The organism is Streptomyces niveiscabiei, from assembly GCF_033794345.1.
GTDB lineage: Bacteria > Actinomycetota > Actinomycetes > Streptomycetales > Streptomycetaceae > Streptomyces > Streptomyces niveiscabiei.
The window spans coordinates 22977-36887 of record NZ_JARAYJ010000007.1 but is presented as its reverse complement, the minus strand read 5'-3'; the positions used below and the strand labels follow the sequence as shown (position 1 = coordinate 36887).

Below are 13911 nucleotides of genomic sequence, written 5' to 3'. Positions count from 1 at the left end.
TTCAGGGGATGGAGATCACTGTGTCCCCGCGCTTTCCCGGCTGTCGACGTATGTCACATGACCGCAACAGAACGATCATGATCGCGCAAGATCAGACGGAGACCCCGTGCGAGCGCAGGTACGCGAGCGGGTCGACGTCCGAGCCGTAGTCGGCCGTGGTCCGTATCTCGAAGTGCAGGTGCGGCCCGGTCACGTTGCCCGTGGAGCCGGAGTAGCCGATCACCTGCCCCGCGCTGACGCGCTGGCCGACCGAGACGGCCAGCGCCGAGAGGTGCGCGTACTGCGCGTAGTAGCCGTCCGCGAGCTTGATGACGACCTGGTTGCCGTACGCCCCGCCCCAGCCCGCCGAGACGACCGTGCCGGCGCCGACGGCCCGCAGGGTCGTACCGCTCGGGACGACGAAGTCGACGCCCGTGTGGTAGCCGCTGGACCACATGCTGCCGGAGACCCGGTAGCCCGTGCCGACGACCGCGCCCCGGACGGGGAGGGTGAAGCCGGAGGAGGACGAGGCGCTCTCGGTGGTGGCCTTCGAGGAGGACGAGCCGGAGGACTTCTTCGACGAAGATGACGAGGACGACGAGCTTGCGGAGTCCGAAGAGCCCGAGGAGCTCTGGGACTTCCGCGACGACCGCTGCGAGGACTGCGTGTCCGTGTTCGCCCGGCTCTCCGCCCGCGCCGCCTTCGCGCCGAGCGAGAGGCGCAGGCCGGGGTGGATCAGCGAGGGGTCGGAGCCGACGGCGTCCCGGTTGTCCTCGTAGATCCGCTGCCAGCCGCCGGTGACGTTCTGCTCCTCGGCGATCTTCGAGAGGTAGTCGCCGGAGCGGACGGTGTAGGTGGTCGTCTTGCGGGTGGTGGCCGATGTCGTGGCCGAGGCGGTGCGCGCGACCGGCACGGCCTGGACGGTCGTCCCCGAGACCGGCGCCGTGGCGGTGGAGGTACCCACCGAGGACACCGAGGACGCGGTCTCGGCGTGTGCCCCGGTGGCCCCGATGAGCGGAAGTGCGAGCGCCGCGCCACCCGTTCCGGCCGCGGCGAGCGACCGGGAGAAACGAGGCGGCTTCGGGCGGCGGTGCTTACCCCTGGCGGGCATGGAATTCCTCTCCTGCGCCTGCGAGGTGAGCTGTCGGGTGCGGACAGGAGATGTCCGGCCGTGCCGAGGCACGGCTTTACCCCAAGCCTGCTCCGGAAGACCGGACCAGGCGGAACTGCCTGTGGGTCCCCCGCTCCTGCCGTTTCGCTGGTGGGTGTGTTCGGCTCCGGACTGCGGCAGGATTCGGCGTCCGCCCGGATTGGTGATGAACGTAGGCGACGCGGACGCACGGGGACAAGCAGAAGTTGTATATGAATCTTTTTCCTGTCGATTCACGGCGCGTTTCGACCGTCCCCGCACACCGCGTGAAAACCCGGCCGAACCCCTGAATCCCCTTGAAAACCCGGCCTATTACGTGCACATGACGCGTGCCGCAGGGCCAGGAATATGACCCTGCTCACGCGACCGATTCACAGATTTCCCAATTCGGACAGAAACCTCAGATACGGCGCAGCCGGAATACCGCCGCGTCGAGGTCACCGCTCAGCCCGGTCCGCAGCCCGTGGTGCACCAGGACCGCACCCCGGTGGATCTCACCGGTTTCGAGGCATTCGTACGACGCCGTCGCGTCAAGTCCGCGCAGCCGCACCGCCGGTGCGCTCTCCCCGTAGTGCTGGGCCTGGAGCCAGGCCAGGACGACGGTGTCGTCCCCGCGCACGTACTGCACGGCGCTGAGACCGCCCTCGGGGGCGCGCAGCCGGTACAGGTCGCCCTGCTGGACGACGGGCCGGATCTTCTTGTAGAGCTCCACCCACTCGCGCGCCTCGGCGAGTTCCGCGTCGGTCCACTCCGAGAGGTCCCCGCCGACGCCGAGCACCCCGGCGAAGGAGCTGACGAACCGGAACCTCAGCGAGCTGACCCGGTTGTTGAGCTGGGTGTTGGGGCTGTCGGTGACCCAGGCGGCCATCACGCGCGCGGGGTGGATCTGGCTGAAGCCGTGCTGGATGGCGAGCCGGTCCAGCGGGTCGGTGTTGTCGGAGGTCCACACCTGGTCGGTGCGGCTGAGGATGCCGAGGTCGATCCGGCCGCCGCCGCCCGAGCAGGACTCGAAGGCGACGCCGGGGTGGGCCGCGCGCAGCCGGTCCAGGAGCCGGTACAGCGCGCGCACGTGGTCGACCCACAGGCGCTGCGGGTAGGGGTCGCCGGGCCAGCCGGCGTCGGTGAAGCAGCGGTTGAAGTCCCACTTCACGTAGTCGATGGGGGCGCTGGACAGCAGGGTGTCGAGCTGCTCCCAGAGGTACTCCTGGACGTCCTCGCGCGCGAGGTTGAGCATCAGCTGGTTGCGGGACTCCGTGCGCGTGCGGCCCTCCTGGAACTGCACCCAGTCGGGGTGCGCGCGGTAGAGGTCGCTGTCCGGGTTGACCATCTCGGGCTCGACCCAGATGCCGAACTGCATCCCGAGGCCGTGCACCTGGTCGGCGAGCGGCTTGAGTCCCTGGGGGAAGCGGTCGGGGTTGGGCGTCCAGTCGCCGAGGCCCGCGCGGTCGCTGACGCGCTTGCCGAACCAGCCGTCGTCGACGACGAACAGCTCGACCCCGATGTCGGCGGCCTTGCGCGCGAGGACGAGCTGCTGCTCCTCGGAGATGTCGAAGGTGGTCGCCTCCCAGGAGTTGAACAGCACCGGGCGGTCCTGGTCCGCGTCCGGGATCACGTGCTCGCGCTGGTAGGCGTGCCAGGCGCGGCTGGCGCCGCCGAAGCCTCCGTCGGACCACAGGGCCGCGAAGACGGGCGTCGTGAAGGAGTCGCCGTCGGCGAGGAGGAGCAGGCCGGAGTCGTCGTGCCCGGCGCCGCCGGTGATCTGTACGCGCGCGTCGGGGAGCTGCGCGACGGCGATCCGCCAGGAGCCGGACCAGCCGAGGGCGGTGGTGAAGACCTCGCCGGACTCCTCGGTGGCGTCGGTGTCGAGGGCGACCCAGGGCAGGTGCGGGTGGCCGGTGTGGCCGCGGCGGCTGCCGATGATCTTCTCGCCGTAGGTGAGCCGCGTCCGCGCGAGACGGGACTCGGCGGCCCAGCGGCCGTGGAGCTGGGAGAGGCGCCAGCCCTCGCGGTGCGGGAGGGTCCAGGTCGCGGAGTCGGCGCGCAGCAGCTCCAGGGGTTCGTCGCCGTCGTTGCCGAGGACGGCCCAGCGCTCGACGACGTCCCCGCGCATCCGGTAGTGCAGCGCGACGGTCAGTCCGCCGTCGCGGAACGCGAGCCGGAGTTCGGAGTCATCCGCCCCGTACACCTCGTACGCGTCGAAGGTCCACTCGGTGCCCCGGCGCGCGGGCGTGCGCACGGAGAGCGCGGGGCGGGTGAAGCGGGGGCCGCCCTCGACGGGGTACTCCTCGCGGCCGTCCAGCGCGGACTCGAAGGACGAGCCGTGCGACAGGGGGACGGCCGCCAGCGCCTCGGCGTCGGCGAGGGTGATCGCCGGTCCCCAGTGGAGGTGCAGCAGCTCGCCGCGTTCGGTGAGGTGCAGGGCGTAACTGCTCGTGGGGCCCGACAGGAGCCATGTACGCCCGTTCTCAGCGGTTTCCAGCATCAGACCCTCACACGATCGAAAATCAGTTAAAACACATACGAACACGTACGACCAGACGGCAACATCATCGGGGGTTCCCGGGGCCCCCTGCAACGCCTGTGGAAAACTCCTGGGGTGTCTTCCCCGTGTCGTATGGTCGACAGCGTGTCCCACCGGCCATTCTCCTGAGCCGCGCCGGGCCGGGACCCACTGGGAGGGAGACCCCGTGACGCAGCAGATCCCCTCGACCGAACCCGAGCTGGCAGGCGTGCGCAACTTCCGTGACGTCGGAGGCCTGCCGACGACCGACGGGCGCCGGGTGCGCCGGGGCGTGCTGTTCCGCAGCGGCCATCTGGCGCACGCGACCGAGGAGGACGCCGCGTTCCTGGCCTCCCTGGGGCTGCACACGATCTTCGACTTCCGCAACGCGGCGGACCAGAAGCTGGAGGGCCCGGACGTCGAGCTGCCGGGCACGCGGAACGTGAACCTCCCGCTGTCGGACCCGGCGGACGGCGCGGAGTTCTGGGCGATGGTCCGCGACGGGCGGATCGAGCAGCTGCGCGAGCTCCTCGGCGGGGGCAGGGCCGCGGGGCGGATGATCACCTCGTACCGGACGATCATCAAGGGGCGCACGCCCGAGCACACCCAGGTGCTGGCCGCCCTCGCCGACGACAGCACGCCCGCGCTGATGCACTGCGCCGCCGGCAAGGACCGCGCGGGCCTGTCCATCGCGGTGACGCTCCTCGCGCTGGGCGTCGAGCGCGAGGCGATCGTCGCGGACTACCTGGAGTCCAACGCGACCCACCGCCGCTACCGGCTGCGCCGGACGGACGGCTCCACGCCCCCCGCGCGCGACCCCGAGATCACCGAACTCCTCAGCCCCCTGTTCGAGGCCCGTATCGAGTACCTCCAGGCGGCCTTCGACACGATCGACGAGCACTGGGGGTCGGTGGACGCGTATCTGGAGCAGGGCCTCGGGGTCACGCCGGAGCTGCGGGCGCGCCTGAAGGACCGCTTCCTGGAGTAACCCCCCGGCCCCGCCTACTGCCGTGAGCCCGCCTCGAACAGGAACCAGATGAACAGCGCCAGGACGTGGCCGCCGACGACGTAGATCAGCAGCCTGATCCACAGCGCGCGCGGGAAGCCTTCCTCACGGTTGTCGCTCATGGCATGCCTCCGGGGTCGGTCCCCAGGCACAGCGTGGCCGTGGGGCTCTGCAACAGGGTGTGGACGAAGAGGAGGTCGACGCCGGACGCGTCGCGCGCGGCGATGCGGTGCGGGGTCAGCGAGTCGAAGTGCGCGCTGTCCCCGGGGCCGAGGAGGTGCGTGGAGTCGCCGAGGGCCAGGCGCAGGCGCCCCGTGAGGACGTACAGCCACTCCTCGCCGGGGTGCACGCGCACGATGTCGCCCTGCGCGCCGTGCGGCACCCGCACCCGCAGGGCCTGCATCCCGCGCCCGGCGGCCCCGGCCTGGACGTACGTCCAGCCGCCCGCCTCGGTGGGCTCCATGGCCCCGGCGCGCACGACCGCGTCCCGCGCTGCGGACGTCTCGCCGAGGAGTTCGGAGACCGTCGTACCGTAGACCCGGGCGAGGGCGAGCAGCATCGGCAGCGAGGGCTGGCGCTGGCCGGTCTCCAGCCGGGAGAGGTAGGCGGGCGACAGTCCGGCGGACCGCGCGGCGGCCTCCAGCGTGAGGGAGGCTCGGCGGCGCAGGGCCCGCAGGTGCGGGGCCATCGCCGGGAGGGCCGTGGTCGGCTCGGCGTCCGGAGTGCTCATGCCTCCATTCAGCCGCGAGCTTGCCTGTGGGGCAAATTTCTTGCCCCACAGACAAAAAAGCCCGCTAGCGGTTCGCCACGGCCTGCTTGATCAGCGTCTTCCCGAAGTCCCACATCAGCCCGCCCCCGCTGTGCGCGTCGTCCATCACCTCGGTGAACGCGTCCACGAACCGCTCGACGTCCGCTTCGTCGACGACGAGCGGCGGGATCAGCTTGATGACCTCCAGATGGTCCCCGGACACCTGCGTGAGGATGCGGTGGCGCTGGAGCAGCGGGACGACGACCATCTGCGCGAACAGCCCCTTGCGGGCGGCCTGGAGCATCGCCCAGCGGCTGCGCAGCTTCAGCGAGGACGGCTTCCCGAACTCGATGCCGATCATCAGCCCGCGCCCGCGCACGTCGGCGAGCAGCTCGTACTTCCCGACCAGCGCCGTGAGCCGCGACTTGAGCAGTTCCCCGACCCGCCGGACGTGGGCGACGGTCTGCTCGTTCTCCATCACGGTGAGGACGGCGAGCCCGACGGCCATGGCCTGCGCGTTGGACCCGAAGCTCGCGGAGTGCACGAGGACGCGGTCCATCGACGAGTAGACCTTCTTGAAGATCCAGTCCTTCCCGAGCGTCGCCCCCACGGGCACGTACCCGCCGGACAGCGCCTTGGCGACGCAGACGAGGTCCGGCTCGACCCCGTCCTCGTGCTGGTAGGCGTAGAAGTCCCCGGTCCGCCCGAGCCCGGTCTGCACCTCGTCGACGATCAGCAGCGCCTTGTGCCGGCGCAGCAGCTCCTGCGCGCCCCGCAGATACCCGGGCGGCGCCTCGTGCACGCCCTTGCCCTGGATCGGCTCGACGATCAGCGCGGCGACGTCGCCCTTCCGCAACTCCCGTGCCAGCGCGTCGAGATCGCCGAGGGGTACGGCCGTGTCGGGCAGCAGCGGCGCGAACCCGTCGCGGAAGCCGTCCTCGCCGTTGACCGAGAGGGCGCCGGTGGTGAGGCCGTGGAAGGCGTGCTCGCAGTACAGGACGCGCGGCTTCCCGGTCGCGTACCGCGCGAACTTCAGCGCCGTCTCGACCGCCTCGGTGCCGCTGTTGCCGAAGAACACGCGGTCCAGGTGCGGGCTGTGCGCGAGGAGCCGCTGCGCGAGCAGTCCGGGCAGGGGCTGGCAGTCGAAGCGCGTGAGGTCGGCGAGGCCGAGGTCGAGGACGTCGTGCAGGGCCTTGCGGACGACGGGGTGGTGGCGGCCGAGGGCCATGACGCCGAACCCGGCGAGCATGTCCAGGTGGTCGTTGCCGTCGGCGTCCCAGAAGTGGGCGCCCTCGGCACGGTCGTAGACCTTGTCGAAGCCGATGGTGTGCAGCATGCGCGGCAGTTGGGGGTTGAGGTACTTGCCGTGCAGCTCGTAGCGCTCCTCGCCGCGCGCGGCGAGCAGGGCGCCGAGGTCGAACTCCGTGCTCATTCCTTCTCCTTGACTGCGCCGCCGGGCTGCCCGTCGGCACCGTTGACCGCGTCGCCCCTCCCGGCGAGGTCCGCCCGCTCCACGACGTCCTCGGCCTCCCGCACCGCGAGGCTCGCCCCGATCCGCCCCGCGATCTCCACCGGCGTCAGCCCGATGTCCGCCAGCACCTCCCCCCGCTTCGCGTGCGCGAGGAACTGCTCCGGAATCCCGAACCGCCGCACGGGCACGTCCACTTCGGCGTCCCCCAGCGCCAGCGCGACCGCCGAACCCACCCCGCCCGACCGCGAGTTGTCCTCCACCACGGCGACGAGCCGGTGCCGCGCGGCGAGCCCCGGCAGCTCGGGGTCGACCGGCTTGACCCACCGGGGGTCGACGACCGTGCACTCGACCCCCCGCGCGGCCAGCAGTTCGGCGGCCTGGAGGCACACCGGCGCCATCACCCCGACGGCGACGAGGAGTACGTCCGTCCCTGCCCGCAACACGTCCATGTCCCCGACCCGTTCGAGCGCCGGAACCGAGGGCCCCACCGACTCCTTGGGGAACCGGATCAGCGTGGGCGCGTCGTCGACGGCCACCGACTCCCGCAGCTGCACCCGGAGTTGATCGGCGTCCCGCGGCGCGGCGATCCTGAGCCCCGGCACCACCTGGAGGATCGACATGTCCCACATCCCGTTGTGGGACGCCCCGTCGACCCCGGTCACCCCGGCCCGGTCGAGGACGAACGTCACCCCGCAGCGGTGCAGGGCGACGTCCATGAGGAGCTGGTCGAAGGCCCGGTTGAGGAAGGTCGCGTACACGGCGACGACGGGGTGCAGTCCCCCGGTGGCGAGCCCCGCCGCGCTGACGGCGGCGTGCTGCTCGGCGATCCCCACGTCCCACACCCGGTCGGGGAACCGCTCCGCGAACCCGGCGAGCCCCACGGGGTGCAGCATGGCCGCCGTGATCGCCACGACGTCGTCCCGCTCCTCCCCGATCCTGACCATCTCCTCCCCGAACACCGACGTCCAGGAAGGCCCGCCCGAGGGCGCGAGGGGCTCGCAGGTCTCCGGGTCCATGACGCCGACGGTGTGGAAGTGGTCCTCCTCGTGCGCGAGGGCGGGCTCGTACCCGCGCCCCTTCTCGGTGAGGCAGTGGACCAGGACGGGACCGTGGAAGCGTTTCGCGCGGCGCAGCGCTGACTCGACGGCCTTGATGTCGTGCCCGTCGATGGGGCCGACGTATTTCAGGCCGAGGTCCTCGAAGAGCCCCTGCGGCGCGAACGCGTCCTTGAAGCCCTTCTTCGCTCCGTGCAGCGCCTCGTACACGGTCCGTCCGACGACGGGCGTGCGCTGGAGGACGTCCTTGCCCCAGGCGAGGACGCGCTCGTAGGAGTCGGTGGTGCGCAGGGTCGCGAGGTGGTTGGCGAGGCCGCCGATGGTGGGCGCGTAGGAGCGTTCGTTGTCGTTGACGACGATGATCAGGGGCCGGTTCTTGGCGGCGGCGATGTTGTTGAGCGCCTCCCAGGCCATGCCGCCGGTCAGCGCGCCGTCCCCGATGACGGCGACGACGTGGCCCTTCTCGCCCTGCACGTCCCGCGCCTTGGCGAGGCCGTCGGCCCAGCCGAGGGCGGTGGAGGCGTGGCTGTTCTCGATGACGTCGTGCTCGGACTCCTCGCGGGAGGGGTAGCCGGACAGGCCGCCCTTGCCGCGCAGCTTCGAGAAGTCCTGACGGCCCGTCAGAAGCTTGTGGACGTACGCCTGGTGGCCGGTGTCCCACAGGATGCGGTCGACGGGCGAGGCGAAGACCCGGTGCAGGGCGATCGTCAGCTCGACCACCCCCAGGTTGGGGCCGAGGTGGCCGCCGGTCCTGGCCACCGCGTGGACCAGGAACTCCCTGATCTCCTCGGCCAGCAGCCGCAGTTGAGGCTCGGTCAGCGCTTTCAGGTCGCGCGGTTGTCGGACACTCTCCAGAATGGTCACGCTCGGTCCCCCTTCTGTGCGGTGGTTCAACTCACGGTGACGGCGGGCTCCCCTGCTTCGACGCCGTCCTTCTCCAGCTGTGCGGCGATCTTCATCGCCTCCTCGATCAGGGTCTCGACGATCTTCGACTCGGGGACGGTCCTGACGACCTCGCCCTTCACGAAGATCTGCCCCTTGCCGTTGCCGGAGGCGACCCCGAGGTCGGCCTCGCGCGCCTCGCCGGGTCCGTTGACCACGCACCCCATGACGGCGACCCTGAGCGGCACCTCCATGCCGTCGAGACCGGCCATGACCTCGTCGGCGAGCCGGTACACGTCGACCTGGGCGCGCCCGCAGGACGGGCAGGACACGATCTCCAGCCGCCGCTGCCGCAGGTTCAGCGCCTGAAGGATCTGGATGCCGACCTTGACCTCCTCGGCGGGCGGCGCGGACAGCGAGACCCGGATGGTGTCACCGATGCCCTGGGAGAGCAACGCGCCGAACGCGACGGCCGACTTGACGGTCCCCTGGAACGCGGGCCCCGCCTCGGTGACCCCCAGATGCAGGGGATAGTCGCACTGCGCGGCCAGTTGCCGGTACGCCTCGACCATCACGACGGGGTCGTTGTGCTTGACGGAGATCTTGAGGTCCCGGAAGCCGTGCTCCTCGAACAGCGACGCCTCCCACAGCGCCGACTCGACGAGCGCCTCCGGCGTCGCCTTCCCGTGCTTCTGGAGCAGCCTCCGGTCCAGGGACCCGGCGTTGACCCCGATCCGGACCGGCGTCCCGTGATCACGGGCGGCCCGCGCGATCTCGCGGACCTTGTCGTCGAACTGCTTGATGTTGCCGGGGTTGACGCGGACGGCCGCGCAGCCCGCCTCGATCGCGGCGAACACGTACTTCGGCTGGAAGTGGATGTCCGCGATCACCGGGATCTGCGACTTGCGCGCGATGGTGGCGAGCGCGTCCGCGTCGTCCTGCGTGGGACACGCGACGCGGACGATCTGGCAGCCGGACGCGGTGAGTTCGGCGATCTGCTGGAGCGTCGCGCCGATGTCCGACGTACGCGTCGTCGTCATCGACTGCACCGACACAGGGGCCCCGCCCCCGACCGGTACCGGCCCGACGTCGATCCGCCGCGAGACGCGTCGCGCGGCGATCGGGCGGGCCGGTACCTCGGGGACGCCCAGCGGGACGGAGGTCACTCGCGGTTCCCGGCGACGGTCTCGCGCATGGCCCGCAGCGACTCCTTCAGCGAGCCCATGGTGGCGAGGACGGCGGTCGGTTCGTAGCCGCAGTGGGCCATGCAGTTGTCGCAGCGGGGGTCCTTGCCGCGGCCGTACTTGTCCCAGTCGGTCTTCTCGATGAGTTCGCGGTACGTCGGGACGTAGCCGTCGGCCATCAGGTAGCAGGGGCGCTGCCAGCCGAACAGGGAGTAGTTGGGGATCGCCCACGCCGTGCAGGGGAAGTCGACCTTGCCCTCCAGGAAGTCCAGGAAGAGCGGGGAGTGGTTGAGCCGCCAGCGGCGCCGGCTGCCGCCGGAGAACGCCTTGCGGAACAGTTCGTGGGTCTGCTCGACGCCGAGGAAGTGGTCCTGGTCGGGCGCCTTCTCGTAGGCGTAGGCCGGGGAGATCATCATCTCGTCGACCTTGAGGTCGTCGTTGAGGTAGTTGAGGACCTCGATGATGGTCTGCGGGGTGTCGGTGTTGAAGAACGTCGAGTTGGTGGTGACGCGGAAGCCGCGCCGCTTGGCCTCCTTGATCGCCTCCACGGCCTCGTCGAACACGCCCTCCTTCGCCACCGACTCGTCGTGCCGCTCGCGCAGGCCGTCGATGTGCACGGTGAACGCGAAGTACGGCGACGGCGTGAACTTGTCGATCTTCTTGCGCAGCAGCAGGGCGTTGGTGCAGAGGAAGACGTACTTCTTCCGGGCCACCAACTGGCGCACGATCTCGTCGATCTGAGGGTGCATCAGGGGCTCGCCGCCCGCGATGGACACCATCGGCGCACCCGACTCCAGGACCGCGCCGACGGCCTGCGCGACGGGCATGCGCTGCTTGAGGACACCGGCCGGGTGCTGGATCTTTCCGCAGCCCTCGCACTTCAGATTGCAGGCGAACAGGGGTTCCAGCTCCACGATCAGCGGGAACTTGTCCCGCTTACGGAGCTTCTGTTCGGCCAGGTATGTGGCGACTTTGATGGACTGACGCAGCGGCATGGCCATCTGGCTCACCTCCGGGGGAGCAGCACATTACGGTGCCATTCGAAGAAAGAAGGCAGGACGGAACGAAGGACGCGGAAAGCCGATATTCCACCGCGCAGCGTGCCGATCCGGACGAGTTCATGTTCCGGAGCGTCCACGACCACCCGGACGGCCGCAACGGGGCGCGTGCCCGCGCGCACGGCGCTCAGGAGCGTCGCGGCGGACTCCATGTCCACGGCGATCGCGCCGGTGGCCCTGAGCGCGGAACGCTCCGGGCCCCGGACGACGTGGTCGGACCCCACGAGGGGGCCCGTGTGGACGGTGCGCCCCGGCAGGGTGCGGGCGAGTTCCTTGACCAGCAGTTCGGTGTCCCAGCACGGGACGCTCCCGCGCGGATCCCGGGTCTCCTCGGCGACCACCAGGTCACCGGGGTGCATCCCGGGAGCGAGGCCCGCGCAGAACCCGGTGGCGAGCACGGCGGCCCCGTCGAGCAGCGGATCTCCGAGCACCCGCCCGACCGACCGCTCGGCCGCCCTGGGCCCCATCCCGGTGCGCAGCACGGTCACGGGCCCGGCGGCCCCGCCGCGGTCCCCCAGGCGCAGGGCGACATGCTCGATGCCCAGCGCACAGGCGACCAGCAGCGGGGCCGGCCCGACGGGGGTGCCCATCAACTGGCCTTGGCTTCGGGGGAACCGGCGGCGGGCGCTGCGGGGGCCGAACCTGCCGCGGGGGCTGTACCGCCGGCGGCGGCTACACGCGAACCCCGGCCACCGGCACCGGAGGCGGCGGTCCGCGCGGAGGCGCTGCCGGAGGAGCGCGCCCCGCCGCCCGCCTCCGCGTCGGCCGCCCCGCCCGACAGCACACCGGCCCCGGCGACCCCGGCAGGCCGGCCGCCTGAGCCGGCCCCCTTCCCCACCGCCCCCGTCACCGCATCCGGCGTCCGTGCGAACACCGGCTCCCCGTTGACGTACCGCCCGAGCGCGGTCAGCGGGAACACCTGCCGGTACAGGTGGTAGTTGATCGAGAAGTCCCACGGGAACCCCGTGCCGGTGAAGTACGGCTCGTCCCAGGAGCCGTCCTCCCGCTGGGTCCGCGCGAGCCAGGCGATGCCCCGCTCGACGGCGCGGGAGTCGCGCTCGCCCGCCGCGAGGAGCGCCATCAGGGCCCAGCCGGTCTGGGACGCCGTGGACGCGCCGCTGCCCGCCCACTTCGTGGACTCCTGGTAGGAGCGCAGGTCCTCGCCCCAGCCGCCGTCCTCGTTCTGGACGTGCTCCAGCCAGGTCACCGCGCGCCGGATCGCGGGGTGCTGGGCGGGCAGTCCGGCGGCGACGAGCGCGGGGACCACCGACCCGGTGCCGTACACGTAGTTGACGCCCCAGCGCCCGAACCACGAGCCGTCCGGCTCCTGTTCGGCGAGCAGCCAGGCGATGCCGCGCCGGGTGCGCGGGTCGTGGGAGAGGCCCTCGACCGCGAGCATCTCGACGACGTGCGCGGTGACGTCGGCGGACGGCGGGTCGATGACCTCGCCGAAGTCGCAGAACGGCAGCCGGTTGGGGAAGGGGCTGGTGTTGTCGACGTCGAAGGCGCCCCAGCCGCCGCCCCGGGACTGCATCCCGAGGTTCCACCGCACCCCGCGCGCGATCGCCTTCTCCACCCGCTCCGGGTCGTGGTGGCGCACCCGGCGCAGCGCGAGGACGACCTCGGCGGTGTCGTCGATGTCGGGGTAGTTGTCGTTGTGGAACTCGAACGCCCAGCCGCCCGGCGGCAGTTGGGGCCGCGATACGGACCAGTCGCCGGGCCGCACGATCTGCTCGCCGAGCATCCAGTCGGCGGCCTTCACCAACTGCGGGTGATCGGCGGGCACTCCGGCGTCCGCGAGGGCGATGGTGGCCAGGCAGGTGTCCCACACCGGCGACTGGCACGCCTCGATCATCCGGGCGCCGTCCTCGCGCCACACGGCGTACCGGTCGAGCGACTCCAGCCCGGCGCGCATGACGGGGTGTTCGAGGTCGTAGCCGAGCAGGTACAGGGCGATGACGGAGTACACGGCGGGCGGCTGGATGCCTCCCCAGCAGCCGTCGTTCTCCTGCCGCTCGACGATCCAGCGGGCGGCGGAGTTCAGCGCGGACCGCCTGAGCCTGCGCACCGCGAACGGCCGGTAGCCGCGCACGACCTTGTCGAGCCGCTGGAAGAGCCCGTCCCAGCTCGCCAGCGGGGCAAGGGGTTTGGGCGGGTTGGGCAGCGCGGGGTCGGTGTGCAGCTCGTCCAGCGGGAAGGGCGCCGGGCGCACCGGGCGCTTCGCTGAGACCACGGTCAGCGGGACGATGGTCTGCCGGGCCCAGCAGCCGAAGTTGTAGATCGACAGGGGGAACCAGCGCGGGAAGTAGATGAGTTCCGGCGGGAGTTCGGGCAGGTCCTCCCACTTCCACCAGCCGAACAGGGCGAGCCAGATCCGGGTGAAGACGCGGGCGGAGGCGATGCCGCCCCGGTCGCGGATCCAGGCGGACGCCTTCGCCATGTGCGGGGCCTCGGGGTCGTCCCCGGCGAGCCGGAGGGCGACGTACGCCTCGATCGTGGCGGAGAGGTCGGGGGGGCCGCCGTAGAAGGTGGCCCAGGTGCCGTCCTCGCGCTGCTCGCCGCGGACGAAGAGGGCGGACGCCCGCGTGGTCTCCTCGTCGCGGATGCCGAGGAACTGCCGCAGGAGCAGGTCCTCGGCGTCCATGGTGACGTTGGTCTCCAGGTCGCCCTTCCACCAGCCCTGCGCGTCCTGGTGGGCGAGCAGGTGCTCGGTGGCGCGGCGCATCGCGCGCTCGGCGGCTTCTTGTACCCCGGCCGCCACGGGGATCGTGATGTCGGTGTCGCTGGCCGCGGCAGCGCGGGGCGGCAGGGCCCCGGTGCTTCCGTCGGTCGTCGCTGTCATGGCTTCCCCTATCAGTGCAGTCGTGCGAAGTCGTGC

11 protein-coding genes and 1 riboswitch are annotated in these 13911 nt (G+C 71.4%); of the genes, 1 reads left to right on the top strand and 10 read right to left on the bottom strand.

Translation table 11 applies throughout. From position 1 onward, the window contains the following. Positions 1-91: 91 nt before the first annotated feature. Positions 92-1090, bottom strand: coding sequence for a M23 family metallopeptidase (locus PV682_RS11740; protein WP_319727315.1), 999 nt, complete (start codon positions 1088-1090; stop codon positions 92-94). A 2-nt stretch (positions 1091-1092) separates the two neighbouring features. Beyond that, a riboswitch (cyclic di-AMP (ydaO/yuaA leader) is annotated at positions 1093-1257 on the bottom strand. Positions 1258-1529: 272 nt separating this feature from the next. After that, positions 1530-3611, bottom strand: coding sequence for an alpha-galactosidase (locus tag PV682_RS11735; protein WP_319727304.1), 2082 nt, complete (start codon positions 3609-3611; stop codon positions 1530-1532). Between the two features lie 205 nt (positions 3612-3816). Here PV682_RS11735 and PV682_RS11730 point away from each other — a divergent pair, with 205 nt between their 5' ends. Continuing rightward, a complete protein-coding gene (locus PV682_RS11730; RefSeq protein WP_319727292.1) occupies positions 3817-4617 on the top strand; it encodes a tyrosine-protein phosphatase in 801 nt (266 codons plus the stop codon). A 14-nt stretch (positions 4618-4631) separates the two neighbouring features. On the opposite strand, the gene PV682_RS11725 is transcribed toward PV682_RS11730, so the two are convergent. The 8 genes from PV682_RS11725 to shc form a co-directional block, all read right to left on the bottom strand. After that, on the bottom strand, positions 4632-4757 hold the full coding sequence (locus PV682_RS11725) for a DUF6126 family protein (protein ID WP_055719751.1): 126 nt from the start codon (positions 4755-4757) through the stop codon (positions 4632-4634). Further along, complete coding sequence (locus tag PV682_RS11720) at positions 4754-5365, bottom strand: helix-turn-helix domain-containing protein (protein ID WP_319727267.1); 612 nt, start codon at positions 5363-5365, stop codon at positions 4754-4756. Before PV682_RS11720 ends, PV682_RS11725 begins: the two co-directional genes overlap by 4 nt. 64 nt (positions 5366-5429) lie before the next feature. Further along, positions 5430-6815 carry an aspartate aminotransferase family protein gene (locus PV682_RS11715; protein ID WP_319727258.1) on the bottom strand — a complete coding sequence of 462 codons (1386 nt, stop codon included), beginning with the start codon at positions 6813-6815 and terminating at the stop codon, positions 5430-5432. Then, positions 6812-8773, bottom strand: a complete 1962-nt coding sequence (dxs, locus tag PV682_RS11710) for a 1-deoxy-D-xylulose-5-phosphate synthase (RefSeq protein WP_319727249.1) — start codon at positions 8771-8773, stop codon at positions 6812-6814. The genes PV682_RS11715 and dxs overlap by 4 nt, the downstream gene beginning before the upstream one ends. A gap of 26 nt (positions 8774-8799) precedes the next feature. Further along, positions 8800-9957, bottom strand: coding sequence for a flavodoxin-dependent (E)-4-hydroxy-3-methylbut-2-enyl-diphosphate synthase (gene ispG, locus PV682_RS11705; protein WP_319727223.1), 1158 nt, complete (start codon positions 9955-9957; stop codon positions 8800-8802). Beyond that, positions 9954-10976 carry an adenosyl-hopene transferase HpnH gene (gene hpnH, locus PV682_RS11700; protein ID WP_055719747.1) on the bottom strand — a complete coding sequence of 341 codons (1023 nt, stop codon included), beginning with the start codon at positions 10974-10976 and terminating at the stop codon, positions 9954-9956. Before hpnH ends, ispG begins: the two co-directional genes overlap by 4 nt. A gap of 5 nt (positions 10977-10981) precedes the next feature. Beyond that, a complete protein-coding gene (locus PV682_RS11695) occupies positions 10982-11623 on the bottom strand; it encodes a phosphorylase family protein (protein WP_319727210.1) in 642 nt (213 codons plus the stop codon). After that, on the bottom strand, positions 11623-13875 hold the full coding sequence (gene shc / locus PV682_RS11690; protein WP_319727203.1) for a squalene--hopene cyclase: 2253 nt from the start codon (positions 13873-13875) through the stop codon (positions 11623-11625). The genes PV682_RS11695 and shc overlap by 1 nt, the downstream gene beginning before the upstream one ends. Positions 13876-13911 lie beyond the last annotated feature (36 nt).

Coding starts and splice junctions, on each gene's coding strand:
- PV682_RS11715 (WP_319727258.1), bottom strand. CDS start 6,815: ATGAGCACGGAGTTCGACCTCGGCGCCCTGCTCGCCGCGCGCGGCGAG.
- PV682_RS11740 (WP_319727315.1), bottom strand. CDS start 1,090: ATGCCCGCCAGGGGTAAGCACCGCCGCCCGAAGCCGCCTCGTTTCTCC.
- PV682_RS11735 (WP_319727304.1), bottom strand. CDS start 3,611: ATGCTGGAAACCGCTGAGAACGGGCGTACATGGCTCCTGTCGGGCCCC.
- hpnH (WP_055719747.1), bottom strand. CDS start 10,976: ATGGCCATGCCGCTGCGTCAGTCCATCAAAGTCGCCACATACCTGGCC.
- shc (WP_319727203.1), bottom strand. CDS start 13,875: ATGACAGCGACGACCGACGGAAGCACCGGGGCCCTGCCGCCCCGCGCT.
- PV682_RS11725 (WP_055719751.1), bottom strand. CDS start 4,757: ATGAGCGACAACCGTGAGGAAGGCTTCCCGCGCGCGCTGTGGATCAGG.
- PV682_RS11720 (WP_319727267.1), bottom strand. CDS start 5,365: ATGAGCACTCCGGACGCCGAGCCGACCACGGCCCTCCCGGCGATGGCC.
- PV682_RS11695 (WP_319727210.1), bottom strand. CDS start 11,623: ATGGGCACCCCCGTCGGGCCGGCCCCGCTGCTGGTCGCCTGTGCGCTG.